This is a genomic window from Granulicella cerasi, from assembly GCF_025685575.1.
GTDB lineage: Bacteria > Acidobacteriota > Terriglobia > Terriglobales > Acidobacteriaceae > Granulicella > Granulicella cerasi.
Map to the genome: position 1 here is coordinate 382,638 of NZ_JAGSYD010000003.1, position 14,906 is coordinate 397,543.

Sequence of the window (14,906 nt, forward strand, 5' to 3'; positions counted from 1 at the left end):
TGTCTCAATTCTGGCACTCTGTTGCGTCACTCAAAGCTCGCCACCCAGAACTCATCACTCGAATCAGCACCACAGGCGTATGCTTCCCCCATGCGCCTCGCCGTTGCCACAGCACTTCTTCTCGCGACCACCACCGCCCACGCGCTCGACACCAAAGCCTCGCTCGTCGATGTGCCAAAGCAGTCCGCGATCATTGCGAAGAACGCCGCGCTTGCGCCCGTGCTCGCCAAGCTCTACCGCTGCTCTGCATCAACGCTCATCCCCGCACCCACCGGCCGCATGGAGATCCCACGCCACTACCTCAACGGCTCCAGCGGCCCCGTCAACCCCGCCGAGCATGAAGCTACCGAACTCTACGTCCACTTCGAAACCCGCGTCACCGCTGGCGCAAACCGCTTCCTCGCCACCGGCGACGATGCCGAAGCTCAATGCGCGATCGCACAGCTAGACGCATGGGCCAAAGGCAATACACTCACCGACTACGATCCGCGCGAGAGTTCGCAAGCCTGGTATCAGTCCGAGTGGACGCTCGCCTCCGCCGGCGTCGCGATGACCGTGCTCGTCAACGATCCGAAGCTCGATCCCGCCGCCACCGCGCGCATCATTGCATGGCTCGACAAAGCCGCGCACAAGCTCATCGATTTCGAGCGCCCCGGCCGCGACACGAACAACCATCACTACTGGCGTGCGCAGGCCGCGACCTCCATCGGCATCCTCGCCAACGATCGCAAGCTCTATAGCTTCGGCATCGACGCCTACAAGAACGCCATCGCCGAGATCGACCAGCGCGGCGCGTTCCCGCAGGAGATGGCGCGCCACGAGAACGCGATCCACTACCAAGCCTTCGCGCTGCAACCGTTGCTCATCATCGCGCAACTCGCATCACGCCAAGGCGATGATCTCTTCACCTACTCCGCGCATGGCCGCACAGTGCGCGATGCCATCGTCTTTCTCGGCAAGGCCGTAGACGATCCCACGCTCGTCAAGCCGTACACCGACGACGTGCAGAAGCTCGACATCAAGCCGGGCGATATGAGTGCCACCGCCTTCTTCGTGCAGCGATTTGGCACCGCAGGCTTGCCACCTGCTATCGCGCACGCAGCCACCACGCCGTCGTTCGTCACACGCGTCGGCGGCAACCTCCAACTTTTCACCGCAAAGTAGGTACGCCACGCTCTGGGGCAAGGACGACGTCAACCGCGACGCAAGCATCGCTAGTCTTCCGCGCAAAAAGGTGAAGCGGCTTATCGCCGCTTCGCCACCCACTCTACTGCGTGCTTCACCATGTCTTCATGACCCGGCGTCTGCTCGGGGTGCGGTGAGATCACGAACACGCGACCGCTGCCGAACTGCCCACTCGCCATCGCTGTGGTGCCGACCATCACGCCATGCGGCGCGCCCTTCAGCGCCACTTCGCTGTCGAACTGCGCGACCATCGTGTACGGCGGCAAGTCCTTCGCATCATCCGGCGCCAGCAGCGGCCCCTGGTGATACATCACGATTGGCTTGTTCTTCGTCTGGCCATCCTGCTCCATGCCCACGCGCGAATAGCCAAGCTCTACATCACCACGACCACGCGCCCAGTGTTCACGATCCACCACACGCGCGTTCAATATCTTCAGCTGATAATCCTTGTCCGACGCCGCGAGGTACGCGCCTGCGCAGATGCCCAGGTAACCACCGCCATTGCGCACGAACTCGCGAATCGCTTCGCGGCCTTCAGGCTGCAACTGCTCGGCCTGCGACTTCGATCCGCCGCCGCCCTGCACGATCACGTCAAAGTCCTTCAACGCACCCGCACGAATCTGTTCAGCGGTCACGTTCGCAAGCTGAAAGTGAATCGTGTCATCCCCGAAGACGCGTGCGAAATCACGCGGTGTACGTGGGCTCCCCTTGTCGTCGTAGACCGCTACGCGGATCGGTTTGGTCTCCGGCTTTGCGGCCTCCTGCGCCATAGACACGGTCGTAAAAGCGCTCAGCGCAAACAGTACGCCCCTGGTCCAATTCATCGACACACACCATCCTTGCTTCGGTTGATTGCCTCCTACTGTACGCGTAAGCGCTGCGGATGCGCTCATTGATACTGCTTATACTCACACCGCTATCCATACCGAACTCTTATACTCGCCTCATGGAACAGAATCGCTCATTCGACGTCTTCGAAGCCACAGCCGCCAACTACGATCGCGAGCGTATGAAGCTTATTCCCGGCCACCAGCGCCTGTACGCCGCCGCGCTCTCGCTGATCCCGCCCGCTGCGAAGACCATCGTGGATCTCGGCGCCGGCACCGGTCTTTTCTCCGCGATGGTGCACCGCGCGTTGCCGAACGCACAGCTCCACATGATCGACTTCTCGCCGCGCATGCTTGAGCAAGCCCGCGAACGTCTCGGCGATGCCGACAACCTGCGCTACATCACCGCAGACTATAGCGCCGATCCGCTACCTTCGTCCGCTTGCGCCGTCGTCTCCTCCATGTCGATCCACCACCTTGACGACGAGGCGAAGCAGAGGCTCTTCGCGCGCATTTACGAGACGCTCAAGCCCCATGGCGTCTTCATAAACGTCGACCACATCGCCGGCCACACGCCGGAGCTGGAAGCGATCTACCAGCAACGCTGGCTCACGGCCATCCGTGCCGAAGGCGCCACCGAGCAGCAGGTCAGCGACTCGCTGTATCGCCAGCAGGAAGACCGTCGCGTCTCCATTGCCACACAGCTTCAGTGGATGCGTGACGCAGGCTTTGCGCATGTAGACTGCTGGCACAAGGACAACTCCTTCGCGGTGCTATGCGGTACACGTCTCTAAAGTTCATCCTCTGCGGTGCGCTGCTGATGCCCTTGGCCAGCAGCGCGCAACAGCCACTTGCTCAAGGGCTGGGACGGCATGAGGGCACGGATGCCGAAAGCGGCATTCGTTATGTGCGCATATCCATGAACGGCGCGTTGACGAAACCGACAGATCCGCCCATCACCACACATCCGGCCGCTGAGCCCAACGAGCAGCTGCCGACGCTCGTCGGCGAATGCTCCGTAACGCCGCAGGGTAAGGCGCACTTCGATCTGTTCCTCAATGCGGGCGGTGTTGCAGATCCCGGCTTCGTCCCGCCGTGGAAACCGACCGCCGCACATCCTGTCCAGCCGCCTCCGCAAAAGACCATGCTGACGCTCGAATTTCTGGGCTATCGCAAGGTGAAGCCAGTTGCCCGACAGTTCGAGAAGCTACGCAGCGCTCCCGGCGAGTTCCGCTACCTGAGTCCGGGCATACACTCGGCGAACCTCGAAGAGATCAACTTTTACTTCCTCTACCTGAGGGCTCTGCCCACGCTGCGCGCCTCCAACCAGGACTTCGCCGTGGACTTTGCCGTCACCGACTGGCTGAACCAGCTTGCCAAAGAGCCGCTGTGCGGTAACTTTCATTTCTAGAGCATGTTGCATCGCGCAAAGACAGATTTCATCGCGTAGATTTTTCGGAAATCATTCATCACTCTTTGCTTGACGATCCACTCTGTGCGGGAGGAAGCTTGTGCGTCTTCCTAACAGCAACTTCCCCTGTACCGAGGTTTCACTTCATGCGTCTTTCCCTGCGCTCTCTCCTGCCGCTGGCACTTACAGCGACCGCTATCACTCTCACCGGCTGCTCTCTTGGCTCTATGCAACAGTCCGGCTCGCTCAGCACGCAGAGCGGCTCGATCCAGCTGACAGGCAGCGCCCACGGTGGCCAGCAGCCTATCTATAACGCAGTGGTGCGCCTCTACTCCGTAGGCTCGGGCGGTTACGGCACAGGGTCCACGCTGCTCGCGACCTCGGCGAACTCGGATAGCGCAGGCGGCTTCTCCTTCACGAAGCTCACGACCACAGGTGGCGTGATCAGCTCCGGTGCAACGCCAAGCTGGCAGTGCCCCGCTTCGGGCGATCCGCTGATCTACATCACCGCCGTCGGCGGCAACACGCAGGGAACGGGAACGACCTCGACTAACAACGCCGCCTCGGTCATGATGGCTGCCATCGGCGCCTGCTCGACGGTGAGCGCCAACACCTTCGTCTCCTTGAACGAGGTCAGCACGGTCGGCAGCGTCTTCGCACTCGGCCAGTACATCAACCCCGGCAGCAACACCACGCCGGGCAGCTTTACCGTAGGCGCACCGAGCGGCACGCAAGCCCAGCTTGGCCTGAAGAACGCTGCAGCCAGCATCGGTAACCTCGTCAACATCGCGGGCGGCCAGGCGATCACCTCGCAGACCTTTGGCTCTACCGGCGGCGTCGGCACCGGCACCGTCAGCGTGACGGCTACGCCTGAGTCCGCGAAGATCAACACGATCGCGAACATCCTCGCTGCGTGCATCAACACCACCAGCGCCAGCAGCGTGCAGTGCGTCGACCTCTTCAACAACGCACTCCCTGCGCAGCAGGCCAGCTACACCAGCCAGCCTTCGGCGACCTTCACCACGGCCATCGACACGCTGCAGGCCGCGTACTACATGGCGACTAACCCAGCGAGCCTCGGCACCTTTGTCTCCTGCGGCACGAACCCCTCGGCCACCACGACGATGGGCTGCCTCTACAGCCTCTCTTCGAGCACCCCGCCGTTCCAACCCGTTGTCTCCGCGCAGCCTTCGGACTGGACTCTCGGCGTCACTTACACCGCGAGCGGCTCTTGCTCCGCAGGTGGAGCCTTCTTCGCCGGCCCCACGAAGACCTCCATCGATGCGAGCGGCAATATCTGGATCATCAACGCAGTCTCGGCCGTGTCCGCCAGTGGCATCTATGCCAACCTGGTCGAGCTTTCGCCGACCGGCTCGCCGCTGCTCTGCCTTGGCTCGTCCACCAACGGCCGTGGTCTTACGATTGACCCCACCGGCAACGTCTGGGCGAGCTTCAACACGACCAACGGCATCTACGAGCTCCCCGCTGGCGGCTCTGCACTGGTGAACTGGAGCACCACCGCATCCAACGGCACAGCTTACGCACCGTACACCATCACCTCCGACGGTGTAGGCAACATCTACTTCACGAACATCGGAACCGGCGGCCAGCTCTTGCAGTTCGCGGCTCCGATGACGAACACCACACCGTACGCGGCAACCCTGCAGACCGCCGGAACCAGCGGCTTCAACAGCACGACCAGCACGACGACGAACTACAGCGCCATCGACCCGCAGAACCGCGTCTGGGTTCAGCAGAGCACGACTACGGCGACGTATCAGAGCACCTACACGGCCAGCAGCAACACCGCGACCGTCAGCTCTTACGCGGTTTCCTACACCGGCGGCCAGTACGCCACGGTCACCTTCCAGGCGCCGAACACCTTCACCGCAGGACAGCGCGTGGTGCTCTCAGGCCTCTCCACCTCCGGTGCCACCAGCGCTGGCTTGAACTCGGCTCTGCTCGTACTGCCCGGCGTCACCTCCACGAGCTTCCAGGCGCTCATCCCCTACACCGCGTCGATCGCCTCCACGACCGACACCGGCGTAGCCACAGCGCAGACCTACGGCTTCTTCAAATACACGCCTCCGACGACCGCCTACGGCCTGGCGCTGGACTCCAATAATTACGCCTACACCGGTACTACCTGCTGCGGCACCAGCACCACGTCCTATAAGGAACTGGTCAAGATCACCCCGACCGGCAGCACCAGCACGTCGGTTTCGGCTTCGACACAGTACCTCGGCGGTATGAACGGCATCCGCTCAGTCGCCCTCGACGGCGCCGCAAACGTCTGGGTCGGCAACGAGTTCTCCTCCACCGGCACCCAGACCTCGCTGGTGAACTTCCCCATCTCCGAGATCGCCACCGCAGGCAGCGGCACCACCGCGACCTTCACGGCGCTTTCGCCCACCGGCACCACCCTCGCAGCCAGCGCCTGCACGACCAGCGTCGGCTGCCCCACCGGCGGTGGCTTCATCAAGAATGACTTCCAGGAAGTCCGCGACATCGGCATCGATCCCTCCGGCAACGTCTGGGTGCTCAACACCGGCACGGAAGTCTCCGCGTACGCCGGCACCACCGTCACCGAGATCGTCGGTGCCGCAGTTCCGACCGTCACCCCGCTTTCCGTGGCCGCCGCTACGGGCAAGCTGGCCTCCAAACCCCAGTAACCTCAGACCTCGCACACGAAACCCCGCTTCGGCGGGGTTTCGCTTTTGCCGTGCGCATCGCATCTGCGGCACCGACATCTATATGCTTAACAACAGAGGGAGCCGCCACGCCATGAAACTGACCCGCTACACCCGCTTCACCGGCGATCTGTCCACGAGCTTCGCGCTCGACGACCTGATGCAGGCGCTCTCCGACTTCCTCCTCGACTCCGGCTTCCAGGACCCGTTCTCGCCCTTCTCCAACGACGGAGAGCAGACCATGGACAACCTGCGCGACGCCATCCGCCAGCAGCTCGACAGCGGCGAACTCCTCGACGAAGACTCGCAGGACAAGTACGACGAGCTGCCCGATGAAGGCAAAGAAGAGCTCGTCGACAAGATCATCCAGCGCATGAAGGACGAGGCCTACCTCACCGCCGAAGATCCTTCCGATGCGCAAGGCCAGGGCGAAACCGGCGAAGGGGAGTCTGCCACCTTTGAAGTCACCAGCAAAGGTATGGACTTCCTCGGCTACAACGCTTTGCGCGACCTGCTCGGTCCGCTCGGCAAGTCCTCCGCCGGTCGCCACTCCACGCTCTTCGAGGCCGCAGGCGTGGAAACCAACGGCTCCTCCAAGCCCTACGAGTTCGGCGATTCGCTGAACCTCGACATCACCACCACGCTCAATAGCGTCTTCGCCCGCGAAGGCATGAGCGCCGACGGCAAGCTCAACCTCGAGTACTCCGACCTGCACGTGCAACAGTCGGACTTCTACTCAAGCTGCGCCACCGTCGTGCTGCTTGACTGTTCGCACTCGATGATCCTGTACGGCGAAGACCGCTTCACCCCCGCAAAGCGCGTAGCGATGGCGCTTTCGCACCTCATCCGCACGCAGTACCCCGGCGATTCCATCGACCTCGTGCTCTTCCATGACTCCGCGGAACACATCCCGATCAGCGAGCTGCCGCGCGTCAAGGTCGGCCCGCACTACACGAACACCCGCGAAGGCCTCCGCGTCGCCCAACGCATCCTCAAGCGCTCGGCCAAGGACATGAAGCAGATCGTCATGATCACGGACGGCAAGCCCTCGGCACTGACGCTCGACGACGGTCGCATCTATAAGAACGCCTTTGGGCTCGACCCCATCGTCATCGCCGAAACGCTCGAAGAAGTCAGCCGCTGCAAGCGCGCGAACATCATGATCAACACCTTCATGCTCACGGATGACTTCCCGCTCGTCCAGTTCGTTCGCCAGGTTTCCGCCATGTGTCGCGGCAAGGCCTACTTCACGACGCCTCAGACGCTCGGCAACTATCTGCTCATGGACTTCATGAGCCGCCGTTCCAAACACGTCAACTAGTCGTTCTCCATTGAAATCCGAAAAGGCTCTCATAGGGTCGCTGGACAGCGAACTACATCGCGCGGCGACTCAATAAAATGAGAGCTTTTTTATTTTTCAGGATTTATTTCCGGCGTAAGGCGATATCTTACTCGCAACAAGCATCATATTTGTCACCAAGCATTTTTGTTCGCCGATGGATTTTCTGTCGGTGTGTCTGGGCTATTCAGAATTTTTCTCCTCAGGGGACCGTAATGACCTCTCTCTTGTCTCGTTCGCGTGTGCTGATGTTGGCTGGTCTAGCCGCATCGGCGTCTGTACTTCTCTCTGGCTGCGGCATGGGCAGCTCCACCACCGCTTCGAACTCCATCGCGAACGTGAGCGGCACCGTGCACGGCGGCCCGCAAGGCGACGCCAATGCGAGCATCACGCTGTACGCAACGACCACGGCAGCCTACGGCACCGGCGGAACCGTCCTCGCATCCACGACGACAGATCAATTCGGCTTCTTCAATTTCGGCAACTCCGCTGCGGTTTGCCCCACGGGCCAGCAGGCCTACATCGTCGTGACCGGCGGTAACCCCGGCCTCGGCGCAGGCCAGAGCAACCCGAACATCACGCTGATGGCCGCTCTCGGCGACTGCTCCGGCATCTCGACGGCAACCAGCATCTACATCAACGAAGCGACGACCGTTGCCGCTGGCTACGCGCTCAGCAACTTCATGAGCGTGGATACCGCAGGCGTTCACGTCTCTGCTCCGTCGACCAACAATGCACAGACCGGCACGTGCGTGGTCAACTCGACCACGGGCCTTTCGACCTGCACCGCAGCGGGTCTCCGTCACGCGTTCATGAACGCGCTGAACCTTGTGAACTCGGTTTCCGCCGATGGCTCGAGCACCCCGACAGGCATGGCTTACACCACCATTCCGGGCAACACGTCGTCGACGGTTCCGACGCTGCTGATCAACACCCTCAGCAACATTCTGATGTCCTGCGTAAACTCGACCGGTGGCGCGGCTGGAGACAGCACGAACTGCGGCAAGCTCTTCACCGCAACGACCCCTCCGACGACCTCGGCTGTTTCGCCGGTGACCCCGACGAACACGCTGCAGGCTGTTCTCAACCTTGCCAAGTACCCGACGCTTACTCCGGCAAACGTCTCGGCAACCTTTGCTCTGGCCAGCGGCTTCACCTACTACACGCCTAGCCTCGCAACGGTTCCCTCGGACTACTCGATGGCGATCGCCTACCAGGGTCCCGTAAGCGGCACCACCTATCAGTACGGCTTCTACACCGTAACGGACATCAACGACACCACCTACACGATGGCACAGACGGCAAGCAGCGGCGCAGGTAACACGCGCATCGATGCGTTGAGCCCCTACGGCGGCGCGAGCTACCAGGGTCCGATCATCTCTGCTATCGGTTGTGCAGCAGCCTCGCCTTGCGAAGCAGGCGTGGATACGGTTGGCAACATCTGGCTGGCGAACACGGTCTCCACCGCGAGCAACGTTTACCAGATCAGCACCTCCAATGGTTCGCTGGTGAACACCACCGCTGTCAGCACGGCAGCCAACTCTGCGGCCGTCGATAAGTACAACAACGTTTACGTCACCTCCGCTCTCGTGACCGGCCCCAATGTCTTCATGAAGGCTGCTGGCTCCTCCACGTTTGCGGCTGTCGCATCGGAAACTCAGGCGACCCCCGAGTACATCACGGTGGCGGCTGACGGCAGCGTGTGGAACGCCAACTACAACACCTCGAACGTGCAGGCTTCTTACATTCAGAACACCTCCACCGGCGCCACCCCGACGCTCGCTTCGCCGGTACTGGCAACGGGCGGCGCCACCAGCTCGGCTTACGGCATCTCCTTTGACGCTGCCGGCAACACGTGGGTAAATGGCTTGTCGACGCTCTACTCGATCGTTCCCGGTCAGACCACCGCAGCTGGCGTCTACGCCATCTCGGGCATCGGCGGAAGCGGTACGGGCGCGACAAAGGCTGCAACCAGCGCACGCTTCCATGCGCAGGACGGCGATGGCAACATCTTCCTTCCTGACAACGGCCAGAACGTGGTCTACCAGTACTTCCCCGGAACGCACAGCTTCGTGTACCTGGTTCCATGCACCGGCAACACCGGCACGGCCTGTCTCACGGCAGGTCAGCGTGTAGCGGCTTCGCGTAACGCTGAAGTCGATGCCACGGGCAGCATCTGGATTTCGAACCCCAGCGCAACCGTTGCGAACGGCAACATCGTTCAGATCATCGGCACCGCAGCTCCGGCATGGGGTCAGCGTTCGTACCAGAAGATCGGTTCGCGTCCCTAACTCTCAACCAGCAACAAAGAGAAACGCCCTGCTTCGGCAGGGCGTTTCTCTTTGCATTTCTGCGTCAGGGTTTGGAACATGAATCTAACCACGTTGCTCGCGCCACAAACGATACATCCCCCAGGCAGCGATCGAGCAGTTATCCATCACGCGACCGTCGAGAATCATTGCCTCGAAGTCGCTGACAGCAACGCGATGTACCGTCATGTCCCACTCCTCGGCGTCACGATCGGTCTCGCCCGGCACGAGCTCTTCGGCCAGATACACCGAGTGCAACTGCCGCATCGCGCCATAGGCGATCCAGTTCTTACCGATGAGCGTCATGCGCCCGGCTGACATCCCGGTCTCCTCGCGCAGTTCCCCTCGGGCAAGCTCCTCGGGGTCGATATCATCGGACTCCCAACCCCCTTGCGGCAACTCGAAGAACGAGGCTCCTACCGTGTAGCGGTACTGATGAACCAGCCACACATAGTCGCCATCCGCCGCATGCTCGATAGGCACGACGATGCAGGCCTGAGGCTTGTCCATCACGCCATAGATGCCGCGTGTGCCGTCAGGCCGTTCCGTCACATCCTCGCGCACCGTACACCAAGGGTTGCGATACACCTCACGACTGCTAATCGTCTTCAGCAAAGCGGCCTCCACGAGACAAGTATCTCAGGCCGGACGCGCTGCAACCTCGCGGTCTTCCACTTCTTCCGTCGAAGACTGCAGTACGATCAGTGACATCGGCGGGAGCACGATCCATCCGTTGTCCACAGCCAGTCCCTCGCGAGAGCTCAGCGCAAGATCTTCACCATCCAGCAACTGCAGATTCCACGGAGCGTTGCCCATGTTCACCATGATGCGAAACTCATCGCGCTGCATCATCAGCCAGAGGTTGACATCATCGGAGGAAACCCGCAGCCGATGCATATTGCCGTCGTTCAGGCAGACCGACGAGCGACGCAGCGCGATCAGCGACTTCGTCCACGCGAGCATCTCGGCATGTTTTCCTTCGCCAATCTCCTGCCAGCGCAGCTTGGAGTCGTTGAACGTGCTCATATCTTCAGGGTTCGGCACATCGCCGCCATAGCCGAAGTCGGCAAACTCGTTCTTGCGACCTTCTGCAACTGCGCGGCGCATGTCTTCATCTTCGTGGTCTGCGAAGTAGAGGAACGGCGCACTCGTCGCCCACTCTTCCCCCATGAAGAGCATCGGGATGTACGGCGCCATCAGCACGATACCGATGGCAACCTTTGCAGCGTCCATGCCGATGAGGTGCTCAATGCGCTCACCGAACGCACGGTTCCCCACCTGATCATGATTTTGATCGAAGTGCACGAAGTGGTGCGCACTCAGTGCCTCTACCGGGCGCCCATGACGACGCTGACGATAGCCCGAGTATCCACCGTCGTACACAAACGCATGCTTTAAGGCCTTGTGCAGATCTGCCATCGAGCCAAAGTCGCTGTAGTAGCCTGCTTCCTTTGGGTTCTGGTAGAGCAGCGTGAAGAGCGAGTGATGGAAGTCATCGCTCCATTGCGAGTCCATGCCGTAACCGTGTGCTTCCTTCGGACGGATGATCTTCGGATCATTCAAGTCGCTCTCTGCGATCAGGTAGAACTCGCGGCCCAGCGTCGCACCGAGACGTTCAACTTCCTCGGATACCTGCTCCAGAAAGTGCTCCGCAGAGTGATCGATGAAGGCATGAACAGCGTCCAGACGAAGGCCATCGATGTGGTAATCCTTCAGCCACATGAGCGCGTTATCGCAGAAGAAGCGCCGCACTTCATCCGAGCCTGCGCCGTCAAGATTCACCGCGTCTCCCCACGGAGTGCGATGGCGATCCGTCAAATAAGGCGCGAACTTCGTCGTGTAGTTGCCTACCGGGCCGAAGTGGTTATAGACGACATCCATGATCACGCTGAGGCCCTTTGCGTGTGCGGCGTCAACGAAGCGCTTCAGCCCATCGGGGCCGCCGTAAGACTCCTGCACGGCAAACAACGAGACACCGTCATAACCCCAGCCGCGATCTCCTGCGAACTGGTTCACGGGCAACAGCTCGAGATGGGTCACACCGAGATCGGCGAGGTAATCAAGATGCTTGATGGCTCCTGCAAAGGTGCCTTCTTCGCTAAAGGTTCCAATGTGCATCTCGTAGATGATCGCGCCAGACTTCGGCGATCCGCGCCACAACTGATCGTGCCACTCAAAACGGCTGTGATCGTACAGCTCCGACATGCCGTGCACGCCGTCTGGCTGACGCAGCGCTCGCGGATCAGGATATGGAGTCGTGTCGTCATCGATCAGATACGCGTATCGATCACCGCAATTGCAGTCCACTTCAAGCGTCCACCAACCACGACGATTCTGCCCCTGCATGGGAAGCGTCTGATCCCCAACGCGCACAGACATCTTCTGCGCCTTCGGCGCCCATACTCCAAACTTATGCATCCAAGGTCTCCTTCGTTCAGGCCTTTGATTCTTGCGTCAGCAACGCGACGGGAAACTTCGCGAACATATCTTCCATCCGCACTTTTGCACGCCAGGACTCATCCGTGAGAAGGTTGCGCCACGAACCTTCCGGCAAGGTCAACGATGTGTCACCCCAGGTACGCGACTGAGCATTACGCAGCGGAATCGCCGTGATCACATCGCCACCGCGCACAAACGCGAGCACACGTTCCGCTTGCGTCCCGCTCGCTTTCAGGGGCGTGTATTCACCCTCATCCGCGAAACTCTCAGGACGCTTCGCGCGCAGATGCAGTGCATGGTGTATCACCCAAAGCTTGGGTAGTCCTTCGTCGATGCGCGCCATCACATCGGATACATCCAGCTTCGGTAGTTCCTGCAAGAGAGCCTGACGCTGCTTGTAGTCCACAGGACGGCGATTGTCAGGATCGACGAGGGAGAAGTCCCACAGTTCCCCGCCCTGATAGAGATCCGGAACACCCGGAGCTGTGCACTTCACGAGCGTTTGCGAGAGCGAGTTCACACGGCCGGCAGGTTGCAGCTTATTCACGAAATTCTCTACCGAAGCCACGAGTTTCGCGTCCGCGAGAAGCTTGTCGATAAACTCCGCGACGGCGTTCTCATACTCCGCGTTGTTGTTGACCCAACTCGTGCGCTGCTTGGCCTCGCGCATTGCCTTCTGCATGTAGTTGCGCAGACGTTCCGCGTCGATAGGCCAGGCACCCACGAGCGTCTGATAGAGGAACCACTCCGTGCCAGGATCCACCTGGGGCGATCGATAAGCCGCAGTTAACTCCTGCCATGTGCGTGCTGCCTGCGCGAACTCGTCGGGTATCTCGCTCAACACCACGAGCCGCGCGCGCACATCGTCACTGCGCTTGGTGTCGTGAGTGCTCAACGTCGTCATCGTCGTCGGCGTGGATCGCTGCACTTCCAATTGGTATCCGTGGAATTCATCGAGCGAGAAGCCCGTGCAGGCAGGGTCGCCGCCCACTTCATTCATCGCGGTCAAACGATTCGAGCAGTAGAAGGCCGTGTCTTCCACGCCTTTCGCCATCACGGGGCTGGTGTACTGCTGGAATCGATAGACAAACTCCGACTCGTTCTTACCCTCGATCTCGAGCGTCAGAACCGCGCGCATGAAGTCAAACAAGGACGCGTCCACATCTTGCCGATTATCCTTCGCGCACTGAATCGCGCTCGCGATCCGCTCGCGATCTTCTTCGATGACTTCCTTGCGGTCCGGAATGACATACGTGCGATACACCGAGAAGCACGCAGCCACCTCACGCACCACGCGGCGGCACTCCGCGCGCGTGAAGTCGCGGTACTCGCGGTTCGATTCGCAGATGCGCACGAAGATGTCGGCGAGCCGGTTGACATCGCTGCCCAGCGCTTCCTGCCCCACGGCGATCTTCTTGTCGTGCGCGACGGTGGGGAACGGCGTCGTATCGCCAGTAAATACGCTGTAATGCTCACCCAGCTTTTTAAGCCCGTCCGAGTCGATCAGCGTACCCAGCATGAGGTTGAGGAAGTCGTATCCGCTGGTACCTTCGATCGGCCATTCCGAGCGCATCCACTCGCCGGGCTCGAGAATCTTCTCACCGACGATCCACGCATCCGGCGCATAGGACCGGAGACGCTCGAAGTATTGCTTCGGATCGCGAAGACCATCGGGATGATCAATGCGCACGCCGTCGAGCACACCGGCCTTCAACCACTTGATGATGAGCGCATGCGTCTCATCGAACACATGTTCGCGCTCAACGCGAAGGCCGATCAGCGTATTCACATCGAAGAAGCGGCGATAGCCGAGTTGCTGATCCGCGGCCTTCCAGAAGGCGAGTCGATAGTTCTGCGCGGCAAGGAACGCGTCGAGATCATCGGCGTTCGCGTTGAACTCCTTCACCGTGCGATCGATCGCCTGGCAGACGTTGTCTTCTTCCGCGCAGAGACGCTCCAGCAATTTCAAGAGCACATTGCGATCGCGGTGACGCGCCAGGATGAGACGACGGTCCCAGAACTCAGCTTGCGGCAAACGCGCAAAGCTCGCCGCGAGAAAGTTCAACATGTCGCTGCGAGCATAGTCGGCTGCGCGCGAAAGCAGCGGAGCCAGCGTTTGCGGCGCGACGGGAAGCTCCTGATCATAGACCATCACCGTGAAGCTCGCACCCATACGAACAATGCGAATGTCGCCCGACTTCAATACGCGGCCATACTGGTCGCCAAGGATTGGCACCAGAACCTTGTCGCGCAGGCGCTCTTCCGGCGAGTTCCAGTCCACGTCAAAGAAGCTGGCGTAGCGGCTGTTCGTGCCGTTCTCCAGAACGTCCCACCAATACTTGTTCTGACGGGCGAGACTCATGTGATTTGGAACGATGTCGAGCACCTGGCCGAGGCCAGCATCCTTCAGCGCGCTGCAGAAGCGCTCATGCCCTTCTTCGCCGCCGACCTCTTCATTCACGCGTCGATGATCGACAACATCATAGCCATGCATCGAGCCCGGAGCAGCCTGCAGATAAGGCGAGGCATAGAAATGCGATATACCAAGAGCGCGCAGATAATCAACGATCGCGATGGCATCGTCAAACGTGAAGTCTTTGTGAAACTGCACACGATACGTAGAAGTGGGAACGCGCGCCAAGGCACTCTCCTAAACAGTTGGTGCCGCGCATACGCACAGCTTTTGCTGGGAGCTGCATCAATAAG

10 protein-coding genes are annotated in these 14,906 nt (G+C 60.6%); 6 read left to right on the forward strand and 4 right to left on the reverse strand.

The genetic code is table 11. The annotated features are described in order from the left end of the window. Positions 1–90 precede the first annotated feature (90 nt). Positions 91–1,164, forward strand: a complete 1,074-nt coding sequence (locus OHL11_RS11250; protein WP_263371600.1) for an alginate lyase family protein — start codon at positions 91–93, stop codon at positions 1,162–1,164. 80 nt (positions 1,165–1,244) lie between these two features. Here the strand turns inward: OHL11_RS11250 and OHL11_RS11255 are convergent, their stop codons facing one another. Continuing rightward, positions 1,245–2,009, reverse strand: a complete 765-nt coding sequence (locus OHL11_RS11255; RefSeq protein WP_263371601.1) for a BPL-N domain-containing protein — start codon at positions 2,007–2,009, stop codon at positions 1,245–1,247. A gap of 122 nt (positions 2,010–2,131) precedes the next feature. On the opposite strand from OHL11_RS11255, the gene OHL11_RS11260 reads away from it, so the two are divergent. The 5 genes from OHL11_RS11260 (at position 2,132) to OHL11_RS11280 (ending at position 9,743) form a co-directional block, all read left to right on the forward strand. Beyond that, on the forward strand, positions 2,132–2,806 hold the full coding sequence (locus OHL11_RS11260) for a class I SAM-dependent methyltransferase (protein WP_263371602.1): 675 nt from the start codon (positions 2,132–2,134) through the stop codon (positions 2,804–2,806). 26 nt (positions 2,807–2,832) lie between these two features. Then, the gene (locus tag OHL11_RS11265) at positions 2,833–3,423 is read left to right on the forward strand and encodes a hypothetical protein (protein WP_263371603.1); all 591 of its coding nucleotides are present in this window, start codon (positions 2,833–2,835) and stop codon (positions 3,421–3,423) included. A 146-nt stretch (positions 3,424–3,569) separates the two neighbouring features. Then, complete coding sequence (locus tag OHL11_RS11270; protein ID WP_263371604.1) at positions 3,570–6,095, forward strand: NHL repeat-containing protein; 2,526 nt, start codon at positions 3,570–3,572, stop codon at positions 6,093–6,095. Between the two features lie 112 nt (positions 6,096–6,207). Beyond that, a complete protein-coding gene (locus tag OHL11_RS11275) occupies positions 6,208–7,434 on the forward strand; it encodes a vWA domain-containing protein (RefSeq protein WP_263371605.1) in 1,227 nt (408 codons plus the stop codon). Positions 7,435–7,679: 245 nt separating this feature from the next. Beyond that, on the forward strand, positions 7,680–9,743 hold the full coding sequence (locus tag OHL11_RS11280; protein WP_263371606.1) for a hypothetical protein: 2,064 nt from the start codon (positions 7,680–7,682) through the stop codon (positions 9,741–9,743). An 84-nt stretch (positions 9,744–9,827) separates the two neighbouring features. Here the strand turns inward: OHL11_RS11280 and OHL11_RS11285 are convergent, their stop codons facing one another. The 3 genes from OHL11_RS11285 to treY are packed head-to-tail and all read right to left on the reverse strand — an operon-like array spanning position 9,828 to position 14,841. After that, complete coding sequence (locus OHL11_RS11285; RefSeq protein WP_263371607.1) at positions 9,828–10,376, reverse strand: NUDIX domain-containing protein; 549 nt, start codon at positions 10,374–10,376, stop codon at positions 9,828–9,830. Between the two features lie 24 nt (positions 10,377–10,400). Next, positions 10,401–12,179, reverse strand: a complete 1,779-nt coding sequence (treZ, locus tag OHL11_RS11290) for a malto-oligosyltrehalose trehalohydrolase (protein ID WP_263371608.1) — start codon at positions 12,177–12,179, stop codon at positions 10,401–10,403. A gap of 16 nt (positions 12,180–12,195) precedes the next feature. Beyond that, positions 12,196–14,841: a malto-oligosyltrehalose synthase gene (gene treY, locus OHL11_RS11295; protein WP_263371609.1), complete on the reverse strand. Its 2,646-nt coding sequence runs from the start codon at positions 14,839–14,841 to the stop codon at positions 12,196–12,198. Positions 14,842–14,906 lie beyond the last annotated feature (65 nt).